At 62.2% G+C, this 15,785-nt stretch carries 15 protein-coding genes; all 15 read left to right on the top strand.

Going from position 1 to position 15,785, the window contains the following annotated elements; genetic code table 11:
• Positions 1-114: 114 nt before the first annotated feature.
• The 15 genes from VLA07_RS13710 (at position 115) to ureC (ending at position 15,695) form a co-directional block, all read left to right on the top strand.
• Entirely contained in the window at positions 115-2,238 is a 2,124-nt protein-coding gene (locus VLA07_RS13710) for a TonB-dependent receptor (protein WP_333989450.1), read from the top strand.
• Between the two features lie 114 nt (positions 2,239-2,352).
• Positions 2,353-3,141, top strand: coding sequence for an ABC transporter ATP-binding protein (locus tag VLA07_RS13705; RefSeq protein ID WP_027613567.1), 789 nt, complete (start codon positions 2,353-2,355; stop codon positions 3,139-3,141).
• Positions 3,138-4,085: an ABC transporter substrate-binding protein gene (locus VLA07_RS13700; protein ID WP_115988311.1), complete on the top strand. Its 948-nt coding sequence runs from the start codon at positions 3,138-3,140 to the stop codon at positions 4,083-4,085. Before VLA07_RS13705 ends, VLA07_RS13700 begins: the two co-directional genes overlap by 4 nt.
• On the top strand, positions 4,082-5,092 hold the full coding sequence (locus VLA07_RS13695; RefSeq protein ID WP_210556685.1) for a FecCD family ABC transporter permease: 1,011 nt from the start codon (positions 4,082-4,084) through the stop codon (positions 5,090-5,092). Before VLA07_RS13700 ends, VLA07_RS13695 begins: the two co-directional genes overlap by 4 nt.
• A gap of 324 nt (positions 5,093-5,416) precedes the next feature.
• On the top strand, positions 5,417-6,682 hold the full coding sequence (urtA, locus tag VLA07_RS13690; RefSeq protein ID WP_333989449.1) for an urea ABC transporter substrate-binding protein: 1,266 nt from the start codon (positions 5,417-5,419) through the stop codon (positions 6,680-6,682).
• A gap of 164 nt (positions 6,683-6,846) precedes the next feature.
• Positions 6,847-8,349, top strand: a complete 1,503-nt coding sequence (gene urtB / locus VLA07_RS13685) for an urea ABC transporter permease subunit UrtB (protein WP_333989448.1) — start codon at positions 6,847-6,849, stop codon at positions 8,347-8,349.
• Positions 8,349-9,428, top strand: a complete 1,080-nt coding sequence (urtC, locus tag VLA07_RS13680) for an urea ABC transporter permease subunit UrtC (RefSeq protein WP_333989446.1) — start codon at positions 8,349-8,351, stop codon at positions 9,426-9,428. Before urtB ends, urtC begins: the two co-directional genes overlap by 1 nt.
• Entirely contained in the window at positions 9,425-10,294 is an 870-nt protein-coding gene (urtD, locus tag VLA07_RS13675) for an urea ABC transporter ATP-binding protein UrtD (protein WP_115985438.1), read from the top strand. Before urtC ends, urtD begins: the two co-directional genes overlap by 4 nt.
• A gap of 133 nt (positions 10,295-10,427) precedes the next feature.
• The gene (gene urtE, locus VLA07_RS13670) at positions 10,428-11,126 is read left to right on the top strand and encodes an urea ABC transporter ATP-binding subunit UrtE (protein ID WP_333989444.1); all 699 of its coding nucleotides are present in this window, start codon (positions 10,428-10,430) and stop codon (positions 11,124-11,126) included.
• A gap of 30 nt (positions 11,127-11,156) precedes the next feature.
• Complete coding sequence (locus VLA07_RS13665; RefSeq protein ID WP_333989443.1) at positions 11,157-11,996, top strand: urease accessory protein UreD; 840 nt, start codon at positions 11,157-11,159, stop codon at positions 11,994-11,996.
• Positions 11,997-12,143: 147 nt separating this feature from the next.
• The gene (gene ureA, locus VLA07_RS13660) at positions 12,144-12,446 is read left to right on the top strand and encodes an urease subunit gamma (RefSeq protein ID WP_007915951.1); all 303 of its coding nucleotides are present in this window, start codon (positions 12,144-12,146) and stop codon (positions 12,444-12,446) included.
• Positions 12,447-12,455: 9 nt separating this feature from the next.
• The gene (locus VLA07_RS13655) at positions 12,456-12,989 is read left to right on the top strand and encodes a GNAT family N-acetyltransferase (RefSeq protein WP_047600616.1); all 534 of its coding nucleotides are present in this window, start codon (positions 12,456-12,458) and stop codon (positions 12,987-12,989) included.
• A gap of 6 nt (positions 12,990-12,995) precedes the next feature.
• Positions 12,996-13,532, top strand: a complete 537-nt coding sequence (locus tag VLA07_RS13650) for a GNAT family N-acetyltransferase (protein ID WP_027613558.1) — start codon at positions 12,996-12,998, stop codon at positions 13,530-13,532.
• The gene (locus VLA07_RS13645; protein WP_098966985.1) at positions 13,529-13,834 is read left to right on the top strand and encodes an urease subunit beta; all 306 of its coding nucleotides are present in this window, start codon (positions 13,529-13,531) and stop codon (positions 13,832-13,834) included. Before VLA07_RS13650 ends, VLA07_RS13645 begins: the two co-directional genes overlap by 4 nt.
• A gap of 160 nt (positions 13,835-13,994) precedes the next feature.
• Positions 13,995-15,695 carry an urease subunit alpha gene (ureC, locus tag VLA07_RS13640; protein ID WP_115988317.1) on the top strand — a complete coding sequence of 567 codons (1,701 nt, stop codon included), beginning with the start codon at positions 13,995-13,997 and terminating at the stop codon, positions 15,693-15,695.
• Positions 15,696-15,785: the final 90 nt, after the last annotated feature.

The raw sequence follows: 15,785 nt of genomic DNA, 5'->3' as shown, positions 1-15,785 counted from the left end.
CTGCCGGGACTTAAACTCCGGCATTTTTTAGTGTTACTGTATAACGCAAATAGGCCGCCCTGCCCGCAACCAAAAGTTGCGGGCTTTCTTTTGAAGAAGTGATTCACCGTCCCGATGAACAAGTACCTCTTGTCCAGCCTCTGCCTGTTCGCCCTGAACAACGCCAACGCCGACGGCCAGCCGCTGACGCTGCCCACCGGCACCATCTCCGCACCTGCGGTTGACGAAGAAAGTGTCAGCCTGACCACGCCGACCACCGCCGGCTCGCGCCTGAACCTGACGGCCATGGAAACTCCGGCCAGCGTCGAAAGCCTTAGCGGCGAGCAGGTTCGTGCCCGTGGTGATCGCAGCGTGCAGGACGCCGTGTCGCGCAGCACCGGCATCAGCCGCACCGGCACCCCGGGCGATGGCGGCACCTCGTTGCAGGCACGCGGTTTTACCGGGCAGAGTTCGGTGATGCAGTTGTATGACGGCAATCGGATGTACACCGGCATGGGCACCGTGACCTTTCCGGTCGACACCTGGTCGGTGCAGCGCGTAGACGTACTGCGCGGCCCGGCCTCGGTGCTGTACGGCGAAGGCGCGACCGGTGCGGTGGTCAACGTGATTCCGAAGAAACCGTTCGAGGGTGAAATCGAAAATCACCTGCGCGTCGGCTACGGTTCCTACGACAGCCAGCAGCAGGCGTTCGACAGCGGCGGCTCGCTGAGCGACACCCTGAGCTATCGCCTCAATCTCAATCGTCTGCGCAGCAACGGCTGGATCGATCGCGGTGACTCCTCCAGCGACTTCATCAGCGCCGCCCTGCGCTGGCAGGCCACCGAAGACCTGGCCTTCACCCTCGCCCACGATTACGGCGATCAGCGCCCGCAGAACTACTTCGGCACTCCACTGATCAACGGCCGATTGCAGGACAGCCTGCGCAACAAGAACTACAACGTGCGCGACGACCAGCAGCACTACAACGATCAGTGGACGCGCCTGACCAGCGATTGGCAGATCAACGACGCCGTCAGTGCCAGCAACGAGCTGTACTACCTCAAAGCCCAGCGCCGCTGGCAGAACGCCGAAAACTACAACTTCGACACCGCCACGCAACAGCTCAGCCGCAGCGGCTACTTCGGCATCGGCCATCAGCAGGAGCAGGTCGGCGACCGCCAGACCTTCACCTTCAAGCACTCGCTGTTCGGCCTCGACAGCCAGACCGTGACCGGCGTCGATTACAACCGCATCCGCTTCCAGCTCAACAGCAACTCGCCGTTCAACGATGTGCTGCCGAACGGTCAGGCGCTGGATCTGTATCACCCGCAACCGGGCTATTTCGAAAGCGCCAACCCGTACCGCGACCAGTTCGACAGCACCACCAAACAGATGTCAGTGTTCGCTGAAAACCGCACGCAACTGAGCGAGCGCTGGTCGCTGGTGACCGGCGTGCGCCGTGACTATGTACATGTGGATCGCAACAATCTGGTCGACGACAGCCAGAGCGACAAGACCCTGACCGGCAACAACTGGAAGGCCGGACTGGTGTTTGCGCTGACGCCCGAGACTTCGTTCTACGGTCAGGTTGCGACCAGCACCGACGGCATCGGCGGCCTGATATCCCTCAGTCCGAGCCAGCAGCAATACGACCTGTCGACTGCACGCCAGACCGAGGTCGGCATGAAGCAGTTGTTCTGGGATCAACGCGGCGAGTTCACCCTGGCGGCCTATCGCATCGTCAAAAAGAAACTGCTGACCGACGATCCGGGCAACCCGACGCTCAAGCAGCAAGTTGGCCAGCAATCTTCCAACGGCCTGGAAGCCAGCCTCGATCTGCAACTGCCGCACGCCTGGCAACTGCAGGCCAACGCGGCGATCGTGAAGGCCAAGTACGATGACTTCTCCGAAGTGGTCGACGGGCAAACCCTGTCGTACAACGGCAATCGCCCGGTGGATGTGCCACGGCGCACCGCCAATCTGTGGCTGAACAAAAACCTCAGCGATGATCTGAAGGCCGGTGCCGGCGTGCGTTATGTCGATGCGCGTTACGCCGACATGGCCAACCGCAACGAGCTGCCAAGTTACACCCTGGTCGATGCGACGCTGTCGTGGCAAGCCCTGCGCAACACCACGCTTGGCCTGCAACTGAACAATCTGTTTGACCGCCAGTACGCACAAAGCCAATACAATGCCGGCCAGCAGTGGATTCTCGGCGAGCCGAGATCGTTCTTCGTCACGGCGGATTACACCTTTTGATTCACCGGCCCCTTCGCGAGCAAGCTCGCTCCCACATTGAAATGCGATCCACTGTGGGAGCGGGCTTGCTCGCGAAGGCGTCATCAGCAACACCCGATATTTCAGAGTAAAAGCATGACCTCACTGACCCTCGCCAACCTGGCCTGGACACCTCTGGGCCACGGCCACTGCCATCACCAGTTCCAGCTGCGTGACGCCTCGTTGCAGGTGGCCGCCGGTGAGTTTGTCGGGCTGATCGGGCCCAACGGCAGCGGCAAGACCAGCCTGCTGCGCTGCGCCTATCGCTTCAGTCAGCCGGAAAGCGGAGAGGTCAGACTCGATCACCACAACGTGTGGAAGCAATCCTCGCGCTGGTGCGCGAAACGCATCGCCGTGGTCCTGCAGGAATTCCCCGATGCCTTTGGCCTGACCGTCGAAGAAGTGGTCGCCATGGGTCGCACGCCGCACAAAGGCCTGTTCGATGGCGACACGCTGGAAGATCGCAATCTGGCGACGCAAGCGCTCAAATCCGTCGGCCTCGACGGCTTCGAAGACCATGCGTTCGCCACCCTGTCCGGCGGTGAGAAGCAGCGGGTGATCCTTGCCCGCGCCCTGACTCAGCAACCGCAACTGCTGATCCTCGACGAGCCGACCAACCACCTAGACCCGCGTTATCAGCTCGAACTGCTGCAACTGGTCAAACGTCTGCAGATCGGCACCCTCGCCAGCATTCACGACCTGAACCTGGCCGCCGCGTTCTGTGACCGACTGTACGTGATCAATCACGGGCGGATCGTCGCCAGCGGCACGCCGCAACAGGTACTCACCACCGAGCTGCTGCGCGACGTGTTCGGCGTCGAGGCGTTGATCGATTCCCACCCTCTTCACGGCTACCCGCGAATCACCTGGATAACCCGACCATGACTGTGCGTTCCCTGCTTTGTGTCGCTCTTTTGTTGTGCAGTGCCCAGGCCTTCGCCGAAGCTACGAAATACCCGTTGACCATCCATAGCTGCAACCGCGAAGTGACCTTCAACGAAGCGCCGAAACACGCGGTCAGCCACGACATCAACATGACCCAGATGATGCTCGCCCTCGGCCTCAAATCGCGCATGGCCGGTTACAGCGGCGTCAGCGGCTGGAAGTCGGTGACGCCCGAAATGCAGTCGTTGCTCGACGGTTTGCCGGAGCTGGCTGCGAAATATCCATCGGTGGAAACCCTGCTCAACGCCAACGTTGATTTTTTCTTCGCCGGCTGGGATTACGGCATGCGCGTCGGTGGCGACCTCACGCCGCAGACCCTGCAACCGCTGGGCATCAACGTGTATGAGCTGACCGAATCCTGCGCCTTCGTGATGAAGCGTCCGGCGGCGACGCTGGACGACACCTACAACGACCTGCGCAACCTCGGGAAAATTTTCGACGTGCAGGATCGCGCCAACGCACTGATCGCCGACATGCAGAATCAGGTCGCCGAGATCCGCAAAGACCTGCCCGCCGACAAGCCGCGCGTGTTTCTCTACGACAGCGGCGAAGACCGCGCCATGACTTCCGGGCGTCTCGGCATGCCGCAGGCGCTGATTGATGCTGCAGGCGGGCGCAACATTCTCGACGACGTCGACGCGAGCTGGACGAGGGTCAACTGGGAGACCGTGGTCGAACGCAATCCGCAGGTGATCGTGATCGTCGACTACAGCGAAATCACTGCTGAACAGAAGATCGAATTTCTGCTGAAGAACCCGGCGCTGCAATCGGTCGATGCGATCAAGAACCAGCGCTTCATCGTCATCCCTTACGTGCAGGCCACGCCGGGGATCGATAACGTGCTGGCGGTGGAAACCCTGGCCAAGGGGTTCCACGGCGAATGATCGACCGTCGCTACGCCTTGTTGCTGATCGCCCTCGGCGCCGTGTTGCTGGTGTCATGCGTGGTCTCGCTCGGTTTTGGTCCGGCGCGGGTGCCGGTGGAGGTGGTTTGGCGGATTCTGCTGCACAAGACCTTGGGTTTCGGCGAGGTGAGCTGGAGCGCCGGGCAGGAGCACATTGTCTGGCTGATCCGTGTGCCGCGCATGTTGCTCGGGGCGTTGGTCGGTGCCGGGTTGGCGTTGATTGGCGCGGTTCTGCAAGCGGTGACGCGCAATCCTCTTGCCGATCCGCACCTGCTCGGCGTCACCTCCGGCGCGACACTCGGCGCAGTGATCGTGGTGCTGCACATCGGTGAAATCGTCGGCCTGCTGACCCTGCCGATTGCCGCGTTCATCGGTGCATTGCTGAGCATGTTTCTGGTGCTGGGCATTGCCAACCGTCAGGGTCGGCTCGACAGCGACCGGTTGCTGCTGTGCGGCGTGGCAGTGTCGTTCGTGATGATGGCAATCGCCAATCTGCTGCTGTTCATGGGCGACCATCGCGCCAGTTCGGCGGTGATGTTCTGGATGCTTGGCGGCCTCGGCCTCGCGCGTTGGGAGTTGCTGACGGTGCCGGCGCTGAGCGTGTTGCTCGGCCTCGGTCTGCTGTTGGGCATGGCCCGGCCATTGAACGCACTGATGGCCGGCGAACAGACCGCCGTCACCCTCGGCCTGAATGCCCGCGCCGTGCGCCTGCGGGTGTTTGTAATCGCCTCGTTGATGACCGGGGTGCTGGTGTCGATCAGCGGCTCGATCGGTTTTGTCGGGCTGATGGTGCCGCACATTGCCCGGCGTCTGGTCGGCGCCGAACACCGCCGATTGCTGCCGGCCTGCGTACTGCTCGGCAGCCTGTTTCTGGTGTGGGTCGATGTTGCCGCACGAACCCTGATCGCCCCGGAAGACCTGCCCATCGGCGTTGCCACCGCGGCTATCGGCGGTCTGTTCTTCATCGGCCTGATGCGCCGCCGCTGATCCAACCCAATCAACTTGTAGGAGTGAGCCTGCTCGCGATGACGGCGGCACATTCGACATCAATGCGGATGACAGAACGCTATCGCGAGCAGGCTCACTCCTACAGGGGACAGTGTTGTCCTTGAAATCGCGCCCCAATCTGGCGCGGCCGCCTGCACCAACGCTCTCTCCGCGTCCCTTCATGGTGCATCCCACCAACGCGCAACCGCTCTAAACCGACATTTTCCTGCCCGATCCCGACCGGGCACAGCCCTTGCAAAACACACCTTCAGTCGTCCGCATCTGCCAACCATAAAAAACTTTAACGTTCATGGAGATCGCACAATGAAGCGTCGCAGTTTGATCAAGGCTTTCACACTCACGGCATCCATTGCCGCGATGGGCATGACCTGGACTGTCCAGGCGGCCGAGACCATCAAGGTCGGGATTCTGCATTCGTTGTCCGGGACCATGGCGATCTCTGAAACGTCGCTCAAAGACATGGCGCTGATGACCATCGACGAGATCAACGCCAAGGGCGGGGTGAACGGCAAGATGCTCGAACCGGTGGTGGTCGACCCGGCGTCGAACTGGCCGCTGTTCGCCGAGAAGGGCCGGCAGTTGCTGACCCAGGACAAGGTCGCGGTGGTGTTCGGTTGCTGGACCTCGGTTTCACGTAAATCGGTACTGCCGGTGTTCGAAGAACTCAACGGCCTGCTGTTCTACCCGGTGCAATACGAAGGCGAAGAAATGTCGCCAAACGTGTTCTACACCGGCGCCGTGCCGAACCAGCAAGCGATTCCCGCCGTTGAATACCTGATGAGCGAAGAAGGCGGCAGCGCCAAGCGCTTCTTCCTGCTCGGCACCGACTACGTCTACCCGCGTACCACCAACAAGATCCTGCGCTCGTTCCTGCATTCCAAAGGCGTGGCCGACAAGGACATCGAAGAGGTCTATACCCCGTTCGGTCATAGCGACTATCAAACCATCGTCGCCAACATCAAGAAATTCTCCGCCGGCGGCAAGACTGCGGTGATCTCCACGGTCAACGGCGACTCCAACGTGCCGTTCTACAAAGAGCTGGCCAACCAGGGCCTGAAGGCTACCGACGTACCGGTGGTGGCGTTCTCGGTGGGTGAAGAAGAGCTGCGCGGCATCGACACCAAACCGCTGGTGGGCAACCTTGCGGCGTGGAACTACTTCGAGTCCGTGGAGAACCCGGTGAACAAGAAGTTCGTCGCTGACTGGAAGGCCTACGCGAAGAAACACAACCTGCCGGGCGCCGACAAAGCGGTGACCAACGACCCGATGGAAGCCACTTACGTCGGCATCCACATGTGGGCGCAAGCGGTGGAGAAAGCCAAGTCCACCGACGTCGACAAGGTTCGCGAAGCGCTGGCCGGCCAGACCTTCGCCGCGCCGTCCGGTTACACCCTGACCATGGACAAGACCAACCACCACCTGCACAAACCGGTGATGATCGGCGAGATCCAGAACGACGGTCAGTTCAACGTCGTGTGGCAGACCGAAGGCCCGATCCGCGCCCAGCCTTGGAGTCCGTTTATCGATGGCAACGACAAGAAGCCGGATTATGCAGTGAAGAGCAACTGAGCCATTGGGTGTCGGGCTGGTAAGACTTTCAGTCCGACATACTCCCCCTGTGGGAGCGGGCTTGCTCGCGAAAGCAGTTCGTCATTCAACTTAGATGCAAGCTGACACACCGCTTTCGCGAGCAAGCCCGCTCCCACAATTAGTCCGCGCAAGGCGACTCTGTTATGCCGACTACCATATACCGCTTATTTCTGGCCCTGGCACTGCTGTTGCCGATGACTGCCTTTGCCGGTGACGCCGAAGACTTCGTCGCCGCCAATCCCGTGCAGCAAGCCAGACTGCTGGAAGCCTGGGCCGCGCAGCCCGAGCCGGCGCGTGTCGAGCTGATCAACGCCCTGCAACAAGGCGAATTGACCCTCGACGGCCAGCCGAAAACCCTGCGCCTGAACAACCGCCTGCGGGGTCTGATCGACACCGCGTTGGCCAGCCACCAATTGCTCGCCGCCGACGCCAAAACCCGTCTGACTGCCGCGCAGCAATTGCAGAAAAGCGCGAAACCCGCGCAGCTGAAATTCCTCGACCAGCAACTGGCTGGCGAAAAAGACGAGAACGTCCACGCCGCCCTGAGCCTGGCGCTGGCCAATCTGCAGCTGGTCGACAGCGATCCGGCGGTGCGTCTGGCCGCCGTGCGCCTGCTCGGCGAAACCGGCGATCCGCTGGCCCGCACCCGCCTCGAAGGCCTGCTCGAACCCGGCGTGGAAAGCGATGCCGGGGTGCGCACCGCCGCCGAAACCAGTCTGGCTCAGGTCAAGCGCAAACTGCTGATCGGTGAAGTGTTGGGTCAGGCGTTCAGCGGCATGTCCCTCGGCTCGATCCTGCTGCTCGCGGCCCTCGGGCTGGCGATCACCTTCGGCCTGCTCGGGGTGATCAACATGGCCCATGGCGAGATGCTGATGCTTGGCGCCTACTCGACCTACGTGGTGCAGCTGATGTTCCAGCGCTACGCCCCGCAAGCCATCGAGTTCTATCCGCTGATCGCACTGCCGGTGGCGTTCTTTGTCACAGCGGCGATCGGCATGGCGCTGGAACGCACGGTGATTCGTCATCTCTACGGCCGCCCGCTGGAAACCCTGCTCGCCACCTGGGGCATCAGCCTGATGCTGATCCAGTTGGTGCGCCTGCTGTTCGGCGCGCAGAACGTTGAAGTAGCGAACCCGGCGTGGCTGTCCGGCGGGATTCAGGTGCTGCCGAATCTGGTGCTGCCGTACAACCGCATCGTGATCATCGCTTTCGCCTTGTTCGTGGTGGTGCTGACCTGGCTACTGCTGAACAAGACCCGCCTCGGCCTCAACGTGCGAGCGGTCACGCAGAACCGCAACATGGCTGCCTGCTGCGGCGTGCCCACCGGGCGCGTCGACATGCTCGCCTTCGGCCTCGGCTCGGGCATTGCCGGGCTCGGCGGTGTGGCGCTGAGTCAGATCGGCAACGTCGGCCCGGACCTCGGCCAGAGTTACATCATCGACTCGTTCCTGGTGGTGGTGCTCGGCGGCGTCGGCCAACTCGCCGGCAGCGTGCTCGCCGCCTTCGGGCTGGGCATCGCCAACAAGATTCTCGAACCGCAGATCGGTGCGGTACTCGGCAAGATCCTGATCCTCGCGCTGATCATTCTGTTCATCCAGAAACGTCCGCAAGGCCTCTTCGCACTGAAAGGACGGGTGATCGACTGATGAACCAGCCTCTACTTGTCACGGCCACGCAAAAGGCCGGCCCGAAAGTCACCCTCGCCATCGGCGCGGTGATCCTCGCGCTGCTGATCGCTCTACCGTTGCTCTCGCTGTTGCCGGCAGACAGCGCGCTGCATGTCTCGGCCTACACCCTGACGCTGGTCGGCAAAATCCTCTGCTACGCCATCGTCGCTCTGGCGCTGGATCTGGTCTGGGGCTACGCCGGGCTGCTGTCGCTGGGCCACGGCCTGTTCTTCGCCCTCGGCGGTTATGCGATGGGCATGTACCTGATGCGTCAGGCCGCCGGTGATGGTTTGCCGGCGTTCATGACTTTTCTGTCGTGGACCGACCTGCCGTGGTACTGGAGCGGCACCAGCAGCTTTATCTGGTCGATGTGCCTGGTGGTACTGGCGCCGGGGCTGCTGGCGCTGGTGTTCGGCTTCTTCGCCTTCCGTTCGCGGATCAAGGGTGTGTATTTCTCGATCATGACCCAGGCCCTGACCTTCGCCGGGATGCTCCTGTTTTTTCGCAACGAGACCGGCTTCGGCGGCAACAACGGCTTCACCAATTTCCGCACGATTCTCGGTTTCGGCATCACTGAGCCGGGCACCCGCGCGGTGCTATTTCTGGCGACCGTACTGTTGCTGGTGGCGAGTCTGTTCATCGGCTGGCGTCTGGCGCAGAGCAAGTTCGGCCGGGTGCTGACCGCGCTGCGCGATGCGGAAAACCGCCTGATGTTCTGCGGTTACGACCCGCGCGGTTTCAAGCTGTTCGTCTGGGTCTTGAGCGCGGTGCTGTGCGGTCTGGCCGGGGCCCTGTACGTGCCGCAAGTGGGGATCATCAACCCCAGCGAAATGTCGCCGACCAACTCGATCGAGGCGGCGGTATGGGTCGCCCTCTGCGGTCGCGGCACGCTGATCGGGCCGCTGCTCGGCGCCGGTGTGGTCAACGGCATGAAGAGCTGGTTCACCGTGGCTTTCCCCGAATACTGGCTGTTCTTCCTCGGCGCGCTGTTCATCGTCGTGACGTTGTACTTGCCCAAAGGTGTGATCGGCCTGCTGAAGAAACGAGGTGAACAATGAGAGTCACTGCGAGTGCTGAATTCATGCTCGAACCGGCGTTTTTCCCCGTGGAACCGAACAAGGATGAGGGCACCAGCCGCGACTCGATCGGCCTCGGCCAACGCGTCGGCCCGGGCCTCGACACCCGCCACGGCACGATCCTGACCCTGGAAGATATCAGCGTCAGCTTCGACGGCTTCCGTGCGCTGAACAATCTGAACCTGTACATCGGTGTCGGCGAACTGCGCTGCATCATCGGCCCCAACGGCGCGGGCAAGACCACGCTGATGGACGTGATCACCGGCAAGACCCGCCCCAGTCACGGCAAAGCCTGGTTCGGCGAAACCCTCGATCTGACGCAGATGAGCGAAGTACAGATTGCCCAGGCCGGCATCGGTCGCAAGTTCCAGAAACCCACAGTGTTCGAAGCGCTGAGCGTGTTCGAGAACCTGGAACTGGCGCAGAAAACCGACAAGTCGGTGTGGGCCAGTCTGCGGGCACGCCTGAGCGGCGAGCAGCGCGATCGCATCAGCGAAGTGCTGGAGACCATTCGCCTGACCACCTCGGTCAATCGCCCGGCGGGCTTGCTGTCCCACGGGCAGAAACAGTTTCTGGAAATCGGCATGTTGCTGATGCAGGACCCGCAACTGCTGCTGCTCGACGAGCCGGTGGCGGGCATGACCGATGCCGAAACCGAATTCACCGCCGAGCTGTTCAAGTCGCTGGCCGGCAAGCATTCGCTGATGGTGGTGGAGCACGACATGGGCTTCGTCGGCTCGATTGCCGACCATGTGACGGTGCTGCATCAGGGCAGCGTGCTGGCCGAAGGGTCGCTGGAGCAGGTGCAGGACAACGAGCGGGTGATCGAGGTTTACCTCGGCCGCTGAGCTGCAAACACCTTTCCAAACTGTAGGAGTGAGCCTGCTCGCGATAGCTGTGTATCAGATAAGCCGGCGTTGACTGACACGCCGCTATCGCGAGCAGGCTCACTCCTACAAGCGATTTGAGGAGATTTTGAGAATGCTGCAAGTCGACAAGCTGCACCAGTACTACGGCGGTAGCCACATCCTCCGTGGCCTCTCATTCGACGTAAAAGTCGGCGAAGTCACCTGCCTGCTCGGGCGCAACGGCGTGGGCAAGACCACCCTGCTCAAATGCCTGATGGGCCTGTTGCCGGCCAAGGAAGGTGTGGTGAACTGGGAAGGCCAACCGATTACCACGTTCAAGCCGCACCAGCGGGTACACGCCGGGATCGCCTATGTGCCACAGGGCCGGGAAATCTTCGGCCGGCTCACAGTGGAAGAAAATCTGCTGATGGGCCTGTCACGGTTTCCCGGCAGCGAAGCGAAAGAAGTACCAAGTTTCATCTACGAATTGTTCCCGGTGCTGCTACAAATGAAGCAGCGCCGCGGCGGCGACCTGTCCGGCGGTCAGCAACAGCAGCTGGCTATCGGTCGCGCCCTGGCCAGTCGTCCGCGTTTGCTGATCCTCGACGAGCCCACCGAAGGCATCCAGCCCTCGGTGATCAAGGAGATAGGCGCGGTGATCAAGAAGCTCGCGGCGCGCGGCGACATGGCGATTTTGCTGGTGGAGCAGTTCTACGATTTCGCTGCGGAGCTGGCCGATCAGTACCTGGTGATGTCCCGGGGCGAGATCGTGCAACAGGGTCGCGGCGAAAATATGGAGGCCGAGGGTGTACGAGGTCTGGTAACAATTTAATCTGTAGCTTCCTAACGATAATTACAAACCATGAACTTACCGCTTCCCACTGCCCTGTTTACCCCGAGCTGGCACGCCGAGCTGGAGCTGGCCTACGCCCGCTTCGGCGACTGTACGCGCCCGGTTCAGCGCCGGCATCTCGGCCCTCTGCGCGTGCAAAAGCACCTGTATGCCGAAGGCCCCGAGGTCTGCCAGCACATCATCGTCCACCCGCCCGGCGGGATCGCCGGCGGTGACCGGCTGAACATCAGCGCCCGCGTCGAAGCAGACGCCTGGGCGCAGATCACCAGCCCCGGCGCGGCCAAGTGGTATCGCGCGGCGGGGCCGGCCTATCAGCAACTCGATTTGAAAGTGGCCGCAGGTGCGACGCTGGAATGGCTGCCGCAGGAAACCATCGTCTACAGCGCCGCCCAGGCCGAACTCACCACCTCGATCGAACTTGAAGGCGATTCGCGGCTGTTCTATTGGGACGTGGTGGCGCTGGGCCGATCGGCCAGTGGCGAGCGCTTCGACCTCGGACACTTTCAGGCGCATCTGGATATCCGCCGTGACGGGCGATTGCTCTGGCACGAACGTCAGAGGATTACTGGCGGTGACGGGTTGCTGGATTCGCCGATCGGGCTGGATGGCCATCCGGTGTTTGCGACGCTGCTGGTGAGCGGTGAAATCGATGCCGAACTGCTGGACCGCTGTCGCTCGCTGGGCCATGAGGTGCGCGGTGATCTGACCCAGTTGCCGGGGCTGTTGGTTGCCCGTTGCCTGGCGAGCGAGGCACTGCTGGCCCGCGCCTGGCTGATCGATTTATGGCGTTTGTTACGCCCGGCTCTGCTAGGCCGCGAAGCCCAGCCCCCGCGAATCTGGAACACCTGAAATGCAATCCAACTGTGGGAGCGGGCTTGCTCGCGAAAGCGGTGTGTCATTCACACAGATGCTGGCTGACCTGCCGCTTTCGCGAGCAAGCCCGCTCCCACAGGAAATTTGTGCACATTTTTCAAACTGCCCTGATGGATACCCGCAATGGACCTGACCCCACGCGAAAAAGACAAGCTGTTGATCTTCACCGCCGGCCTCGTCGCCGAACGCCGACTGGCCCGAGGTGTGAAGCTCAACTACCCGGAAGCCATGGCCTATATCTCCGCCGCCCTGCTCGAAGGCGCCCGTGATGGCCAGACCGTGGCCGAGCTGATGCACTTCGGCACCACCCTGCTCAGCCGCGAGCAGGTGATGGAAGGCATCCCGGAAATGATCCCGGAGATCCAGGTCGAAGCGACGTTTCCCGACGGCACCAAACTGGTCACCGTCCACCAACCGATCGTCTGAGGTCGCGCCATGACTTACACCATTCGCGATGCCCTGCACGCCGACCTGCCTGCAATCCGCGACATCTACAACGACGCGGTGCTCAACACGACGGCGATCTGGAACGAATCGGCGGTCGACCTCGGCAACCGCCAGGCGTGGTTCAGCGCCCGGCAGGCCCAGGCCTACCCGATTCTGGTGATCGTCGACGCCGACAACGTTGTGCTCGGCTACGCTTCCTTTGGCGACTGGCGGCCGTTCGACGGTTTCCGCCATACCGTCGAACACTCGGTCTACGTCCGTAGCGACCAGCGCGGCAATGGCCTTGGCCCGCAATTGATGAGCGTGCTGATCGAGCGGGCCAAAGCCTGCGACAAGCATGTGATGGTCGCCGCCATCGAAAGTGGCAACGCCGCTTCCATTCGTCTGCATGAACGCGCCGGTTTCAGCATCACCGGACAAATGCCGCAAGTCGGCACCAAGTTCGGCCGCTGGCTCGATCTGACCTTCATGCAACTGACCCTCAATCCTGGCGCCCAGCCGCCGGTCGCCAACAAGGAGTGACACGCGATGAACCCCGCCCAACTGCGACGCGTCAATGCGGAAAGTTTTGCGCACTATCGTCAGGGCCTGATTGATCTGCTGCTCGACGCCGTGGGTTATGGCGCCAGCGTCGGTTTCATGGCCGACCTCGATGCCGCGCAGGCCCGCGCCTATTTCGATGAAGTGCAGCAACAAGTGAACAAGGGCAGTGTGTTGCTCTGGGTGGTGGTCAAGGATGAAGAGGTGCAGGCCAGCGTGCAGTTGGGCCTGTGCCAGAAGGCCAACGGCCTCAATCGCGCCGAAGTGCAGAAGCTGCTGGTGCGCGAACAGGCGCGTCGACGCGGCCTCGGTCAGCAATTGATGAATGCGCTGGAGCTCGAAGCGGCCAAGCACAAGCGCGGCATGCTCTACCTCGACACCGAGGCCGGCTCCCCCGCCGAAGATTTCTACAAGGCCCTGGGTTACACCCGCGCCGGCGAAATTCCCGACTACGCCTGCGACCCGCACGGTACCTATCGCCCGACCGCCCTCTACTACAAGATTCTGCAAGGAGCCCGGCCATGATTCCCGGCCAGTACCAGATCCAGCCCGGCGACATCGAATTGAATGTCGGCCGCCGCACCCTCAGCCTGAAAGTCGCCAACAGCGGCGACCGACCGATCCAGGTCGGTTCGCACTATCACTTTTTCGAAACCAACGACGCGCTGACCTTTGATCGCGCGGCCAGCCGTGGCATGCGCCTGAATATCCCGGCCGGCACCGCGGTGCGCTTCGAGCCGGGGCAAAGTCGCGAGGTCGAGCTGGTGGAGTACGCCGGGCATCGGCGGGTGTTCGGCTTTGCCGGGCGGGTCATGGGTGATCTCTAAGTAATGCGGTGTCTGCTCTGGCCCCTTCGCGAGCAAGCCCGCTCCCACATTAAACCGAGTTCCTTCAGTTGAAATGCGGTCAATTGTGGGAGCGGGCTTGCTCGCGAATCTGTGAGCGCAGCGAACAGCCTCAAAGACCATTGAATTCCAAGGCGAACACATGAAGATTTCCAGACAAGCCTACGCCGACATGTTCGGCCCCACCGTCGGCGACAAGGTGCGCCTGGCGGACACCGAGTTGTGGATCGAAGTCGAAAAGGACTTCACCACCTACGGCGAAGAAGTCAAATTCGGCGGCGGCAAAGTGATCCGCGACGGCCAGGGCCAGAGCCAGTTGCTGGCCGCCGAAGTGGTCGACACGCTGATCACCAACGCGTTGATCATCGACCACTGGGGCATCGTCAAAGCCGACGTCGGCCTCAAGGACGGGCGTATCGCCGCGATCGGCAAGGCCGGTAACCCGGACGTGCAACCGAACGTGACCATCGCCATCGGCGCCAGCACCGAAGTGATCGCCGGCGAAGGCATGATCCTCACCGCCGGCGGCATCGACACGCACATTCACTTCATCTGCCCGCAGCAGATCGAAGAAGCGCTGATGAGCGGCGTCACCACCATGATCGGCGGCGGCACCGGGCCGGCGACCGGCACCAACGCCACCACCTGCACCTCCGGCCCGTGGCACCTGGCGCGCATGCTCCAGGCCGCCGACGCATTCCCGATGAACATCGGCCTCACCGGCAAGGGCAACGCCAGTCTGCCGGAGCCGCTGATCGAGCAGGTCAAGGCCGGCGCCATCGGCCTCAAGCTGCACGAAGACTGGGGCACCACCCCGGCGAGCATCGACAACTGCCTGAGCGTCGCCGACCAGTACGACGTGCAGGTGGCGATCCACACCGACACCCTCAACGAATCGGGTTTCGTCGAAACCACACTCGGCGCGTTCAAGGGCCGCACCATTCACACCTATCACACCGAAGGTGCCGGCGGCGGCCACGCGCCGGACATCATCAAGGCCTGCGGCTTTCCTAACGTGCTGCCGAGCTCGACCAACCCGACCCGGCCGTTCACCCGCAACACCATCGACGAACACCTCGACATGCTGATGGTCTGCCACCACCTCGACCCGAGCATCGCCGAAGACGTGGCGTTCGCCGAAAGCCGTATCCGCCGCGAAACCATCGCCGCCGAAGATATCCTCCACGACCTCGGCGCGTTCTCGATGATCAGCTCCGACAGCCAGGCCATGGGCCGCGTCGGCGAAGTCATCACACGCACCTGGCAGACTGCCGACAAGATGAAAAAGCAGCGCGGCCCGCTGCCCCAGGACGGCGCAGGCAACGACAACTTCCGCGCCAAGCGCTACATCGCCAAATACACGATCAACCCGGCAATCACCCATGGCATCAGCCATGAAGTGGGTTCGATCGAAGTCGGCAAATGGGCCGACCTGGTGCTCTGGCGTCCAGCGTTCTTCGGTGTGAAACCGACGCTGATCCTCAAGGGCGGCGCGATCGCCGCCAGCCTGATGGGCGACGCCAACGCGTCGATTCCAACCCCGCAACCGGTGCACTACCGCCCGATGTTCGCCAGTTACGGCGGCTCGCTGCACGCCACCAGCCTGACGTTCATCAGTCAGGCCGCGCAGGAGGCCGGGTTGCCCGAGGCATTGGGCCTGAAGAAGAAAATCGGCGTGGTCAAAGGCTGCCGCGACGTGCAGAAAACCGACCTGATCCACAACGATTACCTGCCGAACATCGACGTTGACCCGCAGACCTATCAGGTCAAGGCCGACGGCGTGCTGCTCTGGTGTGAACCGGCGGAGACTCTGCCGATGGCTCAGCGTTACTTCCTGTTCTGACGCACGGCAAAAGGCCCCGAAGCCATGTCTTGCACACGGTTCCGGGGCCTTTTTCATGGTGCTGGAAAAGCACCGTGCAAACGGTCGTGT

Origin of the sequence: Pseudomonas sp. S3(2024), assembly GCF_036861315.1 — a bacterium.
GTDB lineage: Bacteria > Pseudomonadota > Gammaproteobacteria > Pseudomonadales > Pseudomonadaceae > Aquipseudomonas > Aquipseudomonas putida_A.
Note: the sequence above shows the minus strand (reverse complement) of the source record. Positions and strands in the feature narration are given on the sequence as shown.

What these genes read in the sequence shown, in the direction of transcription:
- VLA07_RS13710 (WP_333989450.1), top strand. Translation starts at nt 115, where the DNA reads ATGAACAAGTACCTCTTGTCCAGCCTCTGCCTGTTCGCCCTGAACAAC.
- VLA07_RS13705 (WP_027613567.1), top strand. Translation starts at nt 2,353, where the DNA reads ATGACCTCACTGACCCTCGCCAACCTGGCCTGGACACCTCTGGGCCAC.
- VLA07_RS13700 (WP_115988311.1), top strand. Translation starts at nt 3,138, where the DNA reads ATGACTGTGCGTTCCCTGCTTTGTGTCGCTCTTTTGTTGTGCAGTGCC.
- VLA07_RS13695 (WP_210556685.1), top strand. Translation starts at nt 4,082, where the DNA reads ATGATCGACCGTCGCTACGCCTTGTTGCTGATCGCCCTCGGCGCCGTG.
- urtA (WP_333989449.1), top strand. Translation starts at nt 5,417, where the DNA reads ATGAAGCGTCGCAGTTTGATCAAGGCTTTCACACTCACGGCATCCATT.
- urtB (WP_333989448.1), top strand. Translation starts at nt 6,847, where the DNA reads ATGCCGACTACCATATACCGCTTATTTCTGGCCCTGGCACTGCTGTTG.
- urtC (WP_333989446.1), top strand. Translation starts at nt 8,349, where the DNA reads ATGAACCAGCCTCTACTTGTCACGGCCACGCAAAAGGCCGGCCCGAAA.
- urtD (WP_115985438.1), top strand. Translation starts at nt 9,425, where the DNA reads ATGAGAGTCACTGCGAGTGCTGAATTCATGCTCGAACCGGCGTTTTTC.
- urtE (WP_333989444.1), top strand. Translation starts at nt 10,428, where the DNA reads ATGCTGCAAGTCGACAAGCTGCACCAGTACTACGGCGGTAGCCACATC.
- VLA07_RS13665 (WP_333989443.1), top strand. Translation starts at nt 11,157, where the DNA reads ATGAACTTACCGCTTCCCACTGCCCTGTTTACCCCGAGCTGGCACGCC.
- ureA (WP_007915951.1), top strand. Translation starts at nt 12,144, where the DNA reads ATGGACCTGACCCCACGCGAAAAAGACAAGCTGTTGATCTTCACCGCC.
- VLA07_RS13655 (WP_047600616.1), top strand. Translation starts at nt 12,456, where the DNA reads ATGACTTACACCATTCGCGATGCCCTGCACGCCGACCTGCCTGCAATC.
- VLA07_RS13650 (WP_027613558.1), top strand. Translation starts at nt 12,996, where the DNA reads ATGAACCCCGCCCAACTGCGACGCGTCAATGCGGAAAGTTTTGCGCAC.
- VLA07_RS13645 (WP_098966985.1), top strand. Translation starts at nt 13,529, where the DNA reads ATGATTCCCGGCCAGTACCAGATCCAGCCCGGCGACATCGAATTGAAT.
- ureC (WP_115988317.1), top strand. Translation starts at nt 13,995, where the DNA reads ATGAAGATTTCCAGACAAGCCTACGCCGACATGTTCGGCCCCACCGTC.